The 14,049-nt window shown below is 32.3% G+C and carries 15 protein-coding genes; 13 read left to right on the forward strand and 2 right to left on the reverse strand.

Annotated features, from left to right (window positions below):
• Window positions 1–3: 3 nt before the first annotated feature.
• The 4 genes from B2217_RS03910 (at window position 4) to B2217_RS03925 (ending at window position 1,996) form a co-directional block, all read left to right on the forward strand.
• Window positions 4–324, forward strand: coding sequence for a type II CAAX prenyl endopeptidase Rce1 family protein (locus B2217_RS03910; protein WP_244957984.1), 321 nt, complete (start codon window positions 4–6; stop codon window positions 322–324).
• 6 nt (window positions 325–330) lie between these two features.
• Window positions 331–1,083 carry a LytR/AlgR family response regulator transcription factor gene (locus B2217_RS03915; protein WP_114998638.1) on the forward strand — a complete coding sequence of 251 codons (753 nt, stop codon included), beginning with the start codon at window positions 331–333 and terminating at the stop codon, window positions 1,081–1,083.
• Window positions 1,084–1,166: 83 nt separating this feature from the next.
• A complete protein-coding gene (locus B2217_RS03920) occupies window positions 1,167–1,781 on the forward strand; it encodes a MarC family protein (protein ID WP_114998639.1) in 615 nt (204 codons plus the stop codon).
• A gap of 14 nt (window positions 1,782–1,795) precedes the next feature.
• A complete protein-coding gene (locus B2217_RS03925; protein WP_038336158.1) occupies window positions 1,796–1,996 on the forward strand; it encodes a hypothetical protein in 201 nt (66 codons plus the stop codon).
• Window positions 1,997–2,040: 44 nt separating this feature from the next.
• Here B2217_RS03925 and rnpA read toward each other — a convergent pair whose 3' ends face one another.
• Window positions 2,041–2,421: a ribonuclease P protein component gene (rnpA, locus tag B2217_RS03930; RefSeq protein ID WP_038336156.1), complete on the reverse strand. Its 381-nt coding sequence runs from the start codon at window positions 2,419–2,421 to the stop codon at window positions 2,041–2,043.
• A gap of 112 nt (window positions 2,422–2,533) precedes the next feature.
• Between rnpA and B2217_RS03935 the strand changes: the two genes are divergently transcribed.
• The 5 genes from B2217_RS03935 to B2217_RS03955 all read left to right on the forward strand — a co-directional run bounded on the left by B2217_RS03935 (window position 2,534) and on the right by B2217_RS03955 (window position 7,551).
• A complete protein-coding gene (locus B2217_RS03935; protein WP_038336154.1) occupies window positions 2,534–2,944 on the forward strand; it encodes a BrxA/BrxB family bacilliredoxin in 411 nt (136 codons plus the stop codon).
• A 257-nt stretch (window positions 2,945–3,201) separates the two neighbouring features.
• On the forward strand, window positions 3,202–4,197 hold the full coding sequence (locus B2217_RS03940) for an aspartate-semialdehyde dehydrogenase (protein WP_038336152.1): 996 nt from the start codon (window positions 3,202–3,204) through the stop codon (window positions 4,195–4,197).
• 154 nt (window positions 4,198–4,351) lie between these two features.
• Complete coding sequence (locus B2217_RS03945; RefSeq protein ID WP_038336150.1) at window positions 4,352–4,894, forward strand: RNA polymerase sigma factor; 543 nt, start codon at window positions 4,352–4,354, stop codon at window positions 4,892–4,894.
• Complete coding sequence (locus B2217_RS03950; RefSeq protein WP_180905516.1) at window positions 4,891–5,916, forward strand: hypothetical protein; 1,026 nt, start codon at window positions 4,891–4,893, stop codon at window positions 5,914–5,916. Before B2217_RS03945 ends, B2217_RS03950 begins: the two co-directional genes overlap by 4 nt.
• Window positions 5,917–5,952: 36 nt before the next feature.
• Window positions 5,953–7,551, forward strand: coding sequence for a S8 family serine peptidase (locus B2217_RS03955; protein ID WP_180905515.1), 1,599 nt, complete (start codon window positions 5,953–5,955; stop codon window positions 7,549–7,551).
• A 43-nt stretch (window positions 7,552–7,594) separates the two neighbouring features.
• Here B2217_RS03955 and B2217_RS03960 read toward each other — a convergent pair whose 3' ends face one another.
• Entirely contained in the window at window positions 7,595–8,521 is a 927-nt protein-coding gene (locus B2217_RS03960) for a bifunctional riboflavin kinase/FAD synthetase (RefSeq protein WP_180905514.1), read from the reverse strand.
• A 188-nt stretch (window positions 8,522–8,709) separates the two neighbouring features.
• On the opposite strand from B2217_RS03960, the gene atpD reads away from it, so the two are divergent.
• The 4 genes from atpD to B2217_RS03980 all read left to right on the forward strand — a co-directional run bounded on the left by atpD (window position 8,710) and on the right by B2217_RS03980 (window position 13,390).
• Complete coding sequence (gene atpD / locus B2217_RS03965; RefSeq protein WP_114998651.1) at window positions 8,710–10,218, forward strand: F0F1 ATP synthase subunit beta; 1,509 nt, start codon at window positions 8,710–8,712, stop codon at window positions 10,216–10,218.
• Window positions 10,219–10,303: 85 nt separating this feature from the next.
• Window positions 10,304–10,597, forward strand: a complete 294-nt coding sequence (locus B2217_RS03970) for a F0F1 ATP synthase subunit epsilon (RefSeq protein WP_038336143.1) — start codon at window positions 10,304–10,306, stop codon at window positions 10,595–10,597.
• Between the two features lie 448 nt (window positions 10,598–11,045).
• On the forward strand, window positions 11,046–12,353 hold the full coding sequence (locus tag B2217_RS03975) for an O-acetylhomoserine aminocarboxypropyltransferase/cysteine synthase family protein (protein WP_291122113.1): 1,308 nt from the start codon (window positions 11,046–11,048) through the stop codon (window positions 12,351–12,353).
• Between the two features lie 29 nt (window positions 12,354–12,382).
• Window positions 12,383–13,390 carry a homoserine O-acetyltransferase family protein gene (locus B2217_RS03980; protein WP_291122114.1) on the forward strand — a complete coding sequence of 336 codons (1,008 nt, stop codon included), beginning with the start codon at window positions 12,383–12,385 and terminating at the stop codon, window positions 13,388–13,390.
• Window positions 13,391–14,049: the final 659 nt, after the last annotated feature.

The following is a 14,049-nucleotide window of genomic DNA, read 5'->3' on the forward strand; positions in this document are numbered from 1 at the left end:
TATTTGAACGATGTTTTAGGAAATATATTTTGGATAATAAAAAGCATTGTAACAGGAGTATTTTGGGCTGTTTGGCATTTACTAATTTTTAAAGATTTCGATCAATTTGGAGGTTTTGGAATTTTCATGTTATTGTGCATTGTTTTTTCTTTTGTATTAACCTTTTCAACGATTCGAACAAAATCGATTATTGTTCCAGCAACAATTCATGCTTTAATGGCAAAAACAAATCTCGCAACATTGATCATTTTTGTCATTATACTTGCTTTATTATTTGTTTGGAATAAAATTTTTATGAGAAAACCGACTCGTGAACTAACTTAAAAAAAGATGAAAATATTAATTATAGAAGATGAAAAGCCTGCTGCGCGTTTATTAAAGCGACGTGTAGAAAAATTGGGTTATCAAATACATGAAATGTTGCATTCTGTAGAAGAAAGTGTAGCGTGGTTGAAAACGAATCCAAATCCAGATTTAATTTTTCTGGATATTCAGTTATCAGACGGTTTGTCGTTTGAGATTTTTAATCAAGTTAATGTTTCGTCTGCGATTATTTTTACGACGGCTTATGACGAATATGTATTGAAAGCGTTTAAATTAAATTCGGTTGACTATTTGTTGAAACCTGTTGATGAAGAGGAATTGAAGTTTGCAATTGAAAAATTTGAAAAACAATTTCAGCAAGCATCTTCAAGTTTTAATCTAAATGAATTGAAAAATTTTTTTTCAAATAATCAAACCGAAAAATTTAAAGAACGTTTTTCGATTAAAATAGGAACATCAATCAAAATTATAGAAATCGATAATATTGAATGTTTTTTTAGTGAAAACAAAGCAACGTATATTCATACAAAAGAAAACCGAAATTATTTGGTAGATTTTTCGTTGGATAAAGTGGAAGAACAAATCGACCCGAAAAAGTTTTTTAGAATTAATCGTAGTCAAATTATTCAAATCGATTCGATTAAAGAAATTACAATGTATTCTAATTCTAGATTAAAAATAATTTTAAATACTTACAACGAACAAGATATGATTGTGAGTCGCGAAAAAGTGACAGATTTTAAGAATTGGTTGGATTAAGATTGATTTCTTGCTTTTTTATGAAAATTTGTTCATAAAAACTTTTATTTTTGCATCAACCAATTAATTATCACTAAATACGAATGGAAAATATAATATCATTTTTTCAGAAATTCTCTTTCAATCAAATCGGAACAACTTTCGCCGTACTTTTTGCAGTTATCGATATCTTAGGAAGTATTCCAATTATTGTAGGAATTCGAAGCAAAGTTGGGCATATTCAGTCTGAAAAAGCGTCTATCGCAGCAGGAATCTTGATGATTTCGTTTTTATTTTTCGGAACAAAAATTTTGAAATTAGTTGGTGTTGATGTTCAGTCGTTTGCCGTTGCTGGAGCTTTTGTGATTTTTATCATCGCTATCGAAATGATTTTGGGAATTGAAATCCAGAAAGGAGTCGAATCCAACTCTGCATCCATCGTTCCTATTGCGTTTCCGTTAGTTGCGGGTGCAGGTTCGTTGACAACTGTACTTTCGCTTCGTTCGCAGTTTGCAGATATTAACATTGTGATTGCGATTATATTAAATATGTTAATCGTATATTTGGTGCTGAAATTCGCAGGAAAACTCGAAAAATGGATGGGACCTGGCGTTTTATCGGTGCTTAAAAAAGTATTTGGAGTAATTTTATTGTCAATCGCAATCAAATTATTTACGTCAAATATCGGTGCATTGTTTATGAATGAAATTAAAATTTAAAAATTCATTATCTAATGAAAACATATATTTATATCGCGACAATCGTTTTGTTGATAGGTTTAGGTTACAACCTATATGAGATGGATTATAAAGCTGGTTTTATGGCTGAGGAAAACTTTCGTAGCGTTTTAGGAATTGGAGCATCGGTTTGTGGATTAATTTTAGTATCTGTATACTTTAGTTTTTTCAGATTGCAAACAAATCTTAAGAAATAAACAGTTTTACAACTTATAATAAATGAAAAAGATTAATCCTAGGATTAATCTTTTTTTGTTTGTATCGCTTCGTTTAATTTTTCTAATAAAGTTTTGACAGATTGTTCGATTACTTCAAAAGGTTGATGTTTTGTAGAAGTATAAATCATCACTAAATCAACCGAATAGTTTTCATTAGGTTCAAGTAACAATTTATTTAATCTGTAAGCTTCTTTAGCACGGCGTTTCAATAAATTTCGGTCAACTGCGTATTTAAATTTTTTCTTTCCAACACTTACTCCTACCCTTATATTGTAATCCGCTTTCGGCTTGATTTTGTAGACAAATCTAATCGGATGAGAAACAAATGTTTTTCCATCAGAAAACAATTCATCGAATGCTTTTCTGCTTTTAAGTTTCTCATTCTTACCAAAAGTCAATTTCATATTGCAAAATTCTATGTAAATTTGTTGCTGCAAAAGTAAGTATTCTAAAAAGTTTTAGAATTATGTAACTTTGAAAATAATTTATTTTTATTTAAAACAAAAAAAGAACAATATGTATCCAGCAGAAATAGTAATGCCAATGAAGGCTCAGTTGACTTCTAATGGTTTTGAAGATTTAACTACTCCAGAACAAGTAGAAGCAGCAATAAAACAAGAAGGAACAACTTTGGTAATGGTAAATAGTGTTTGTGGTTGTGCTGCAGGTGCTGCAAGACCAGGAGTTGTAATGTCATTAGATAATGATAAAGTTCCTACACACTTAACAACAGTTTTCGCAGGATTTGATAAAGATGCTGTAGCAAAAGCACGTGAATTTTTTGCTCCATTTCCTCCAAGTTCTCCAGCAGTTGCTTTATTCAAAGATGGTGAATTAGTACATATGTTAGAGCGTCACCACATCGAAGGGCACTCTGCAGCAGCTATTGCAGAAAACTTAAAAGCAGCTTACAACGAGTTTGCTTAAGACTAAATTTGAAGGTTATTTCAAAAATATTTTAAAAAGTGGAGCAATTTGTTCCACTTTTTTTGTGTTCAAAATTCTTATAAAAAAGAGTTTTATAAATTTTAATTCGAGGAAAAGTTTAAAAACCTGAATTAACATCATAACATAAAATATATCATATCAAATTGATTGCTAAACCTATGAAATAGAGAAAAATGTATCAAAATAATCTGTAAATTAGCAATTCGAAATTTTTTAATATATTATTTAATAAACAAATGAGAATAGCAGTCGTAGGCGCTACCGGAATGGTCGGCAGAGTTATGCTCCAAGTTTTGGAAGAAAGAAATTTTCCAATCACTGAAATTATACCAGTAGCATCAGAAAGATCAATAGGAAAAACTATTGAATACAAAGGAAAAGAATACAAAATTGTATCAATGCAGGATGCTGTAGAAATGCGAGCTGATATCGCAATCTTTTCAGCAGGTGGAGAAACTTCCAAACAGTGGGCGCCTAAGTTTGCAGAAGTCGGAACAACTGTAATTGACAATTCATCGGCTTGGAGAATGGATCCAGATCGTCCGTTGATTGTACCAGAAATCAATGCAGATATTTTAACAACAAATGATAAAATCATCGCAAATCCTAACTGTTCTACAATTCAGTTGGTAATGGTGTTAAATCCTTTGCATAAAAAATATGGAATTAAACGTGTTGTTGTTTCTACGTATCAATCGGTTACAGGAACTGGTAAAGATGCAGTTGAACAATTGAATGGAGAAATTGAAGGACGTGATGTTGCGAAAGTTTATCCATATCAAATCTTCAAAAATGCATTGCCTCATTGTGATGTTTTTGATGAAGAAACAGGTTATACAAAAGAAGAATTGAAATTAACGCGTGAGCCTCGTAAAATTATGCGTGTGGACGAAATGAATATCACTGCTACTGCGGTTCGTGTTCCTGTGCAAGGAGGACATTCGGAGTCGGTGAATATTGAATTTGAGAATGATTTTGATTTAGCCGAAGTTCGCAAATTATTAGCAGAACAGGAAGGTGTAACAGTACAAGATAATCCAGACACAAATACTTATCCAATGGCTTTCTATTCAGAAGGAAAAGACGATGTTTTTGTAGGACGTATACGTCGTGATTTATCTCAACCAAATGCATTAAATTGTTGGATTGTTGCAGATAATTTACGCAAAGGTGCAGCTACAAATGCAGTTCAAATTGCTGAATATCTAGTAAAACATAATTTAGTTGGATAAAAAAATCAATTAAAAATGAATATAAAGTCGCTCTTGTAGCGACTTTTTTTTATGTTTAATGAATAAGTTTTCAGAACTTTAACAAATATTTTACGCTATCAAAGCAACCAGAAGCGTAATTTTCGCATCTAAATAATAAGAAAGAAAAAGTATTTTGGACGAAAAACAACTCATAAAAGCTTGTATCAGCAATGATTCGAAAGCACAGCGGCTGCTTTATGAAAAATATGATGCGCGATTTTTTGCGGTTTGTAAACGTTATTTTACCGATATACAACAAGCGGAAGATGCGTTGGTAAAAGGATTCTTGAAAATTTTTCAGAATCTTGAGAATTATTCGTTCGAAGGAAGTTTTGAAGGATGGATGCGAAGAATTATGATTAATGAATGTTTGATGGAGTTGCGGAAAAATAAAATTTTTCATCTCAATGTTGACGATTACTCCTCTTCCATTTCATCTAACCAAGAAGCTTCGCAACAAATAGAAGAAGATGATGTGATGAAACTCCTCGATTATCTACCCGAAGGCTGTCGTCTCGTGTTTACCCTCTACGTTATTGAGGGGTATAAACACAAAGAAATTGCCGAAAGTTTGGGCATTACAGAAGGAACATCGAAATCGCAACTTAATTTAGCGAAGACGAAATTGAAGGAAATGTTAAGTAAGAATGAAAATATAAAATCAAGTTTATCGTGAACACAAACGATCCAATAGAAGATTTATTTCGATCAAGAAGAAACGAAACTGTCGGCGAAAAACCAAGAGATTTGGTGTGGAAACGTATTGAATCTGGTTTGCAGAACGAGGAAAAGAAAAAGAAACCTATTCGCGAATTTGTTTCGAGTGTATGGTTTTCTGCTGCTGTTTTCGCGTTGATTGCGATTCCTTACTTTGTACTTTTTATCGAGAATATTAATACTGAAAATAGAGAAAATTCACTTGAAATTGTTAAAACAAATGTCCCAGTTATTGAGCAATCACCTCCTGAACAAGAAGAAATAGTGGTTTTAGAATCGAAAGATAAAGATTTGGAAAAACCTCTAGAAATAGTAAAGAATGATAAAGTTACAAAAGAGCCTGTTTATAAAGTAATGGAAGGGCATTCTGCTGGTGCAATTGATGATAAAGGATATTTTCCTCAATTATCTAAAGCGTCCGCTCCAAATGCTCCAGTTACTTTATCAGCACCGCAAGCAATGGAAGCTCGTTCTAAGGTTTTAGATTCGATAGAAAAAGAAGGTCAATATGCTAAAGCAAATAGTCAAAATTTTGGCTATACAAAAGATTCAGTCATTTCGGATAAGTTAGCAGGAAAAGCTTCAGGTGTCGTGATTAGGGGTGTTTCTAAAATGAAAGATACTTCTGATGTGATGAAAATGACGGTTGTTGCAGAAACACGAGCTGCAAATGCTTCGTTAGAAACAGCTTCGATGATGGATGTTTCTCCAAAAAAATCTGAAATTGACAAATATGCAATTGTTTATAAACCTTTAAAGTTTACAGTAAAATCGGATATTCTACGTACTAATTTTAAATTACAAAAGAAATCAAAAAATAAAATTTCGTTTGAAAGTACAACGAATAATCTTGTCATTACATTCGAAAAAGTAAATGATAAAATTGTTTTAACAACAAACGAACCAAAGGTTGATGCAACGCTTTTGGGAGTTTTGGAAAAAAATAAAAAAGAAATATTTAAATATTATCAATTAAAATAAAATGTTAATTTAGTAGAATTGAATGAATTAACATTTATGAAAAAATTTTTATCTCTAACTTTAATATTACTTGGTTTTACTTTTTCCTTGGCTCAAGATTTATATTTGGTTAAATTAAAACCAAAGGAAAATACATCAAATTTTTTATCAAACCCTTTGCAGATGCTTTCTCAACGATCATTAGATAGAAGAGAAAAGTATAAAATTTCGATTACTGAGGAAGATGTTCCTATATCTGAGTATAGAATTAATGAACTTAAAAAATTATCATTAAATTATATTGGGCATTCGAAATGGTTGAATACTGTAATGGTAGAGATTTCTGATGAAACTATTTTGAGTAAATTAAAAGCATTAAGTTTTGTTGAAACTGCAGAATCTTTGGTTCGTAATTCAGTTCCTAAATCATCAAATAAAAATTTGTCAAAATGGAAAGATCTAATACATAATTCAGAAGAGTTTAATTATGGTTATGCTAATGATTTTATTGACCAAATTAATTTAAAACCACTTCACAATAATAATATTTTAGGACAAGGAGTTTTGATAGCAGTTATTGATGCTGGCTTTCCTAGAGTTGATAAAATTTCAGCATTTGATATATTGCGTAAAGAGAATAGAATTCTTGACACCTATGATTTTGTAGATAAAAAAGAAAATGTATATGATGCAGATAATCATGGAACAATGGTTTTATCTACAATGACAGCAGAAGTTGAAGGAAAGTATGTTGGAACTGCTCCAAAAGCTACATATTCGTTATATCGATCAGAAGACAATACTTCAGAAACTCCAAAAGAGTTGATGTATTGGGTTCAAGCTGCAGAAAGAGCAGATAGTGTAGGATCTGATGTTATTAATACTTCTTTGGGATATTATGCTTTTGATGATGCGAGATACGATTATACATTTGATAATATGGATGGAAAAACGACACTAATTTCTAAAGGAGCTGAAATAGCTGCTAATAAAGGAGTTTTTGTTGTGGTAGCAGCTGGTAATGAAGGAAATGATCCTTGGAAAATGATTTCAGCACCTGCAGATGTTAAAAATGTGTTTTCAATTGGAGCAAATGATATATACAAAAATCCCGTAGCATTTTCGTCTTTTGGACCAAACGCATTAGGGGAAATTAAACCAAATGTATCAGCTTTAGGACAAAATATTGTAGTTTATTTGCCTGATGGAAGTTTAACTTATTCGAATGGAACTTCATTTGCATCACCAGTTTCAGCAGGAGCTGTAGCATTAATGATTCAACAATTTCCTAAAATTAAACACGATATTTTAAAAGATAAAATTCAAGAATCTGCTCATCTTTTTTCCTTTCCTTCAAATCAATTAGGCTATGGCGTACCAAATTATTATAAGGCATCTCAAGATTTATTGAAAACAAATGAGTTAGAGAACTTAAAATCAAAAAAAATATATCCGAATCCTTTTCAAGATATTATTAATATAAAATCTAAAGAAGAAATCGCAAAAATAGAATTATATAATTTGATTGGACAAAAGATTATTTCGATGAATAATCGAAATTCTATTTCAACAAATCAATTAAAATCTGGAGTTTATTTAATTCATATTACAGATTCTAAAGGAAATGTATTAGTAGAGAAAGTTGTTAAGAAGTAAATTATTTCCGAAGTCTAATGATTAATTTTTGACTTCGGAAATTTTATTTTGAATAATGTTTTATTGCATTTTCTTTGTCTTGATTCATCGCGGTGATTAAATCATCTAACGAATCAAATTTCTTTTCATCTCGCAAATGTCCTAAAAATTCAAGGCGAATTGTTTCTCCATAAATTTCTCGATCAAAATCCAAAATATTCACTTCTACCCGATGTTCGCGAGAATTGGTAACCGTTTCTCTAAATCCGATGCTCAATAAACCTAAATATTTTTGATTATCCACAAAAACATCAACCGCATAAACGCCATCTTTTGGAATCAATTTATTGGGATCAACTTGTAAATTAGCGGTAGGAAAACCAAGTGTACGCCCAATTTTATCACCATGAACAACTTCTCCAGAAAGTGGATAATGATAGTTCAACGCTTTGTTTGCATACGCGATATTTCCTTCGATAAGTGCATTTCTAATTTTTGTAGAACTCACCGCCACATCATTTTCTTCGACAGCTTGCAATTGAATCAAATTGAAACCATATTCTTTCGAAAGAACTTGTAATTGCTCAAAATTTCCTTCTCTATTTTTCCCGAAATGATGATCGTAACCAATCACTAACGTATCAATATTGATTTTATCAACCAATAAATTCTTGACAAATTCGACAGAAGTTACTTGGGAAAAATCTTTTGTAAACGCTTGAATAATCAAATGTTCTAACCCAAATTGACGTAAAACATTTTCTTTTTCCTCTAAAGTATTCAAGAATTTAAGATCACAATTTGGTTGTAAAACCATTCGAGGATGTGGATTAAAAGTAATCAGAACACTTTCCCCATCAATTTCATTTGCAATTGTATTGAGTTGTTTTAGAATAGATTGATGTCCAATGTGTACACCATCAAACATGCCCAAAGTAAGGACGGGACGTTTGATAGGTTTGATTTCTTCTAAGGATTGATAAACGTTCACTAAAAATGATTTTGCACAAAATTAAGGCTTTCAAATCGAACTTCAAATCTATTTTTAATTTCCTTTGATTGTAATATTCTGATTACTAATCAAAATATTATGACAAAAATCTTAAAAAGTATATAAATTATACAATGTTTTTAACTTACCTTTGCACCCAAATAAAATAAACTAAATCATTTCATATAATGGCAAATCAAAAGAAAGGTAAGATTGCACAGGTTATTGGACCTGTAATTGACGTTATTTTTGATAACGCAGAAGGCCTTCCAAATATTTATGATGCATTAGAGGTTCCTCGTCAAGGAAAAGAAACATTAATTCTTGAAGTCGAGCAACACATCGGTGAAGATACTGTACGTTGTATCGCAATGGATAGTTCTGATGGTTTACAAAGAGGTCAAGAAGTTATCGCTTTAGGAAAACCAATTATGGTTCCTATTGGAGAAAACATCAAAGGACGTGTATTTAATGTAGTTGGAGATGCTATTGATGGTTTAGGGAATTTAGACAAAGAAAACGGTTTACCTATTCACCGTCCAGCTCCAAAATTCGAAGAATTATCAACATCTGCAGAAGTTTTATTTACAGGGATTAAAGTAATTGACTTAGTAGAGCCATACGTAAAAGGTGGTAAAATTGGTTTATTTGGTGGTGCCGGAGTAGGTAAAACAGTATTAATTCAGGAGTTGATGAACAACATCGCTAAAGGACACGGAGGTTTATCTGTATTCGCTGGTGTTGGTGAGCGTACTCGTGAAGGTAATGACTTAATGCGTGAGATGATTGAAGCTGGATTAATTAATTACGGTGAAGATTTCATGCACTCTATGGAAGGTGGATCTTGGGATTTATCTAAAGTAAACAGCGAAAACATGAAAGAGTCTAAAGCTGCTTTCGTTTTCGGACAAATGAATGAACCTCCAGGTGCACGTGCTCGTGTTGCTTTAACAGGTTTAACATTAGCTGAATATTTCCGTGATGGAGATGGACAAGGTCAAGGACGTGACGTATTATTCTTCGTAGATAATATCTTCCGTTTTACACAAGCAGGTTCTGAGGTTTCTGCCTTATTAGGACGTATGCCATCAGCCGTAGGTTATCAGCCAACATTAGCAACTGAAATGGGTGCTATGCAAGAGCGTATTACATCTACTAAAAACGGATCTATTACATCTGTACAAGCAGTATATGTACCTGCCGATGATTTAACTGACCCTGCGCCAGCTACGACTTTCGCGCACTTAGATGCTACAACGGTATTAGATCGTAAAATTGCTTCATTAGGTATTTACCCAGCGGTAGATCCATTGAACTCTACATCTCGTATCTTATCACCAGCAATTATTGGTAAAGAACATTACGAAACAGCACAACGTGTAAAAGAAATCTTACAACGTTACAATGCTTTACAAGATATCATCGCGATTTTAGGTATGGAAGAGTTATCAGAAGAGGATAAGTTAGTTGTACACCGTGCACGTCGTATCCAACGTTTCTTATCTCAACCATTCCACGTTGCAGAACAGTTTACAGGTATCCCAGGTGTTTTAGTAGACATCAAAGATACAATCAAAGGATTCAACATGATCTTAGATGGTGAAGTTGACCAATATCCTGAGGCTGCATTCAACTTACGTGGTACAATCGAAGAAGCGATTGAAGCTGGAGAAAAAATGTTAGCAGAAGCTAAATAATATAGTTTAACCATACAAAGAGTGCTTACGTTTCTTTTCTTTTTGAAAGTTGCTAAGTACTCTTTTTTTTAAAAACAATAGGATTATGCACTTACAAATTATTACGCCAGAATTCGTAGTTTTCGATGCAGAAGTAGATGCTGTTACTTTACCAGGGAAAGATGGTGAATTTCAGTTATTAAATAACCACGCTCCTATCGTTGCAACTTTAGGTGAAGGAACAATCAAAATTAAAGTTCACACAAAAACTTTCGAAGATTTCGATAATCAATCTGGTAAAGTTTACAGTTCTCCATCTAATGAATCTACATTATTGTTAGATATCAAAGGAGGAACAATAGAAATGAACAATAATAAAGTAATAGTTTTAGCAAACTAATTACTTTTTTATCATAAAACTTAAAAGGAGATCAATTTTGATCTCCTTTTTTATATTTTCTACTTAATATTCTCTTTTTTACTTCAAATTTTATTCTGTTTAAATGCTTTTTATAGATTTCGAAAGAAATATTTTTAACTTTTTGGTGTAAATATTCTTTATAAATTGATTTTGTAGATTTATTTTCTGAAAACTTATTATAAATTTTATTATTTAGAAAATTATTCTAATTTCACATCTAATATAAAACTACAAAGTGTAGTTAGAAATGAATAATTTTTTTAAAGATGAAGTACAATTCTAAAAAACATTCTTTTGGACACGGCGTCCTGCTTCACAGCATCTATAATTGTATCAATAGTAAAATTCGAATGTGCAGCTGCTAATTTCAGCTAACTAACCTACCCTACTATTTATTAATCGTAGTCACATTCAAAACAATTTTATTATGTCAACAGAAAAACAATTACATTTCGATACTTTACAAGTGCACGCAGGTCAAGAAGTAGACCCAACAACAGGCTCTCGCGCTGTTCCAATTTATCAAACATCTTCTTATGTATTTAATGATGCCGAACACGGAGCAAATTTATTTGCTTTGAAAGAATTTGGTAACATTTACACAAGAATTCAGAATCCAACAACTGACGTTTTCGAAAAACGTATTGCTGCGCTCGAAGGTGGTGTTGCGGCATTAGCTGTTTCATCGGGACAAGCGGCACAATTTATTGCTTTAAATAATATTTTAGAATCAGGTGATAATTTTGTTTCAGCTTCTAATCTTTATGGCGGAACATATAATCAATTCAAGGTTGGTTTTAAGCGTTTAGGTGTTGATGTTCGCTTTGCCGAAGATGCAGATCCAGCTAAAATTGAATCATTAATTGATGAAAATACAAAAGCGATTTATGCAGAAACGATAGGAAACCCGAGTTTTAATGTTCCAGATTTTGAAGCAATCGCTGCAATTGCACAAAAACACAACATTCCATTTATTGTGGATAATACGTTTGGTGCGGGCGGTTATATTTTCAAACCTTTAGAACATGGAGCAAATGTTGTCGTTGAATCTGCAACAAAATGGATCGGTGGACATGGAACTTCGATTGGTGGAGTTATCGTGGATGGCGGAAATTATGATTGGGGTAATGGTAAATTTCCACAATTTTCTGAACCATCAGAAGGTTATCATGGTTTAGTTTTTTCCGATGTCTTCGGGGTGAATGGACCTTTTGGGAATATTCAGTTTATTATTCGTGCTCGCGTAGAAGGTTTGCGCGATTTTGGTCCCGCAATTTCACCTTTCAATTCTTTCCTATTGTTACAAGGTTTAGAAACGTTGTCGTTAAGAGTTCAGAAACATTTGGATAATACGTTAGAAATTGCGCGTTGGTTAGAACTTCATCCGCAAGTAGAAAAAGTGAATTATCCTGGATTAATCACTTCTCCAAGTCATCATTTGGCGAAAAAATATTTGAAAAATGGTTTCGGAGCTGTTTTATCATTCCAAATTAAAGGTGATGCAGACAAAGCGAATCAATTTATTGATAGTTTAGAATTGATAAGTCATTTGGCAAATGTTGGCGATGCAAAATCATTAATTATTCATCCTTCCGCAACAACTCATCAACAATTGAGTGATGATGAACAAAAATCTGCTGGAGTTTTTCCAGGATTATTGCGTCTTTCTGTCGGAATCGAATATATTGATGATATCAAAAATGATCTTCAGCGAGCTTTTGATAAAATTAAATAAACAAAGTATTTTAGCTATAAATTAATTCAGTGAATTTTCATCAATATAATTATACAAAGCCATTTCAATTAGAAAATGGTCAAATTCTCGAAAATTTAACCATTGCTTATCATACAGCGGGAACATTGAATCCCGAAAAAAACAATATCATCTGGGTTTGTCATGCTTTAACGGCAAACTCGGATGTTTTCGATTGGTGGGCTGGTCTTTTTGGAGAAAATGAATTGTTCAATCCAAAAGACCATTTTATTATTTGCGCCAATGTGATTGGTTCTAATTATGGAACAACAAATCCGTTGTCTACAAATCCTGAGACAAATTCGCCTTATTATCGAGATTTTCCTACAATTACGATAAAAGATATGGCAAATGCGCATCAATTGTTGGCAGATCATTTAGGAATTTCGACTATTCATTTATTAATCGGTGGTTCACTTGGTGGTCAACAAGCGTTAGAATTTACGTTGCTGAATCAAGTTAATGTGGATAATTTGGTTTTGTTGGCGACGAATGCGGTACATTCTCCTTGGGGAATTGCGTTCAACGAATCGCAGCGTTTGGCTATCGAGGCAGATGCAACTTTTGACGATAAAACTGACAATGGAGGAAGAAATGGATTGATTGCGGCGCGTACAATTGCGATGTTGTCTTATCGTACCTATATTATATATGAACAGAAGCAAAAAGACGAGGATTCTGTTTACAACGATTTCAAAGCTTCTTCTTATCAAAAATATCAAGGTGAAAAATTAGCAAATCGATTCAATGCACATTCTTATTGGACACTTTCGAAAGCGATGGATTCACAAAACTTGGCTCGAAATAGAGAATCTTTAGAGAAATCTTTGGCTCAGATTTCTTCGAATACTTTAGTGATTGGAATTTCTTCGGATATTTTATTTCCGCCAAGTGAGCAAAAATTTATAGCGAATCATATCTCAAATGCAAAATTTATCGAAATAGATTCTATTTTTGGACACGATGGTTTCTTGGTCGAATTACAAGAATTAAATACAATTTTGGAACATCTCGTATAATATTATGAAATGAATAATTATATGAAGCTCGATTTATTCGAGCTTTTTTTATTTATAAATAGATTCTACTTCGTAGAATTTCTCCCGAGTCGCTCCTTCAAAAGTATCCATTTTACTTTTCTTTTGTTCAAGAAAAGCAAAACGTCTAATCATTTTGTGCGTTAAAAACGGGCTTTTCCCGTCTAAAATTATCGATCTATCGTTTTAAATCCAAACATTTCAAAAAATATTTCTCATCATACCAGTAACTTAAGAGAAGAATGTAAAATAAATGTAAATTATGTTTGGAAAAACGAATAATGCAGGCGTATATTTGCAACCTCAATACGAAAGACGAGTAGTATTGAAATTGACATAGGGACTTATATAGCGACAAAAATTATTTAAAAATAAATTTGCGAGTTTAGAAATAAGTTTTACCTTTGCAAACCGATTCTGAAAGGAGTTTTGGAGTGAAAGTAAATTGACTTATTAAAATAAAAACTTTAAAAATTTTCGAAATAAAATTTGTTAGTTAAAAAATAAGTATTACCTTTGCAACCGCAAATACCGAGAGGTTTTGCTAAGATGAGGAGTTCATTTGAAATTATAAAATATACAGAAGAAAAAATAGCCGAATAAAACGAAGTCAATCCTTGAATAATGGAGCTATAGGAAAT

The sequence above is a fragment of the Empedobacter sp. UBA7620 genome (assembly GCF_002484185.1).
GTDB lineage: Bacteria > Bacteroidota > Bacteroidia > Flavobacteriales > Weeksellaceae > Empedobacter > Empedobacter falsenii_C.

Excerpts from the sequence above, each read along its gene's own strand:
- B2217_RS03915 (WP_114998638.1), top strand. The coding sequence starts at position 331 with ATGAAAATATTAATTATAGAAGATGAAAAGCCTGCTGCGCGTTTATTA.
- B2217_RS03920 (WP_114998639.1), top strand. The coding sequence starts at position 1,167 with ATGGAAAATATAATATCATTTTTTCAGAAATTCTCTTTCAATCAAATC.
- B2217_RS03925 (WP_038336158.1), top strand. The coding sequence starts at position 1,796 with ATGAAAACATATATTTATATCGCGACAATCGTTTTGTTGATAGGTTTA.
- rnpA (WP_038336156.1), bottom strand. The coding sequence starts at position 2,421 with ATGAAATTGACTTTTGGTAAGAATGAGAAACTTAAAAGCAGAAAAGCA.
- B2217_RS03935 (WP_038336154.1), top strand. The coding sequence starts at position 2,534 with ATGTATCCAGCAGAAATAGTAATGCCAATGAAGGCTCAGTTGACTTCT.
- B2217_RS03940 (WP_038336152.1), top strand. The coding sequence starts at position 3,202 with ATGAGAATAGCAGTCGTAGGCGCTACCGGAATGGTCGGCAGAGTTATG.
- B2217_RS03955 (WP_180905515.1), top strand. The coding sequence starts at position 5,953 with ATGAAAAAATTTTTATCTCTAACTTTAATATTACTTGGTTTTACTTTT.
- atpD (WP_114998651.1), top strand. The coding sequence starts at position 8,710 with ATGGCAAATCAAAAGAAAGGTAAGATTGCACAGGTTATTGGACCTGTA.
- B2217_RS03970 (WP_038336143.1), top strand. The coding sequence starts at position 10,304 with ATGCACTTACAAATTATTACGCCAGAATTCGTAGTTTTCGATGCAGAA.
- B2217_RS03975 (WP_291122113.1), top strand. The coding sequence starts at position 11,046 with ATGTCAACAGAAAAACAATTACATTTCGATACTTTACAAGTGCACGCA.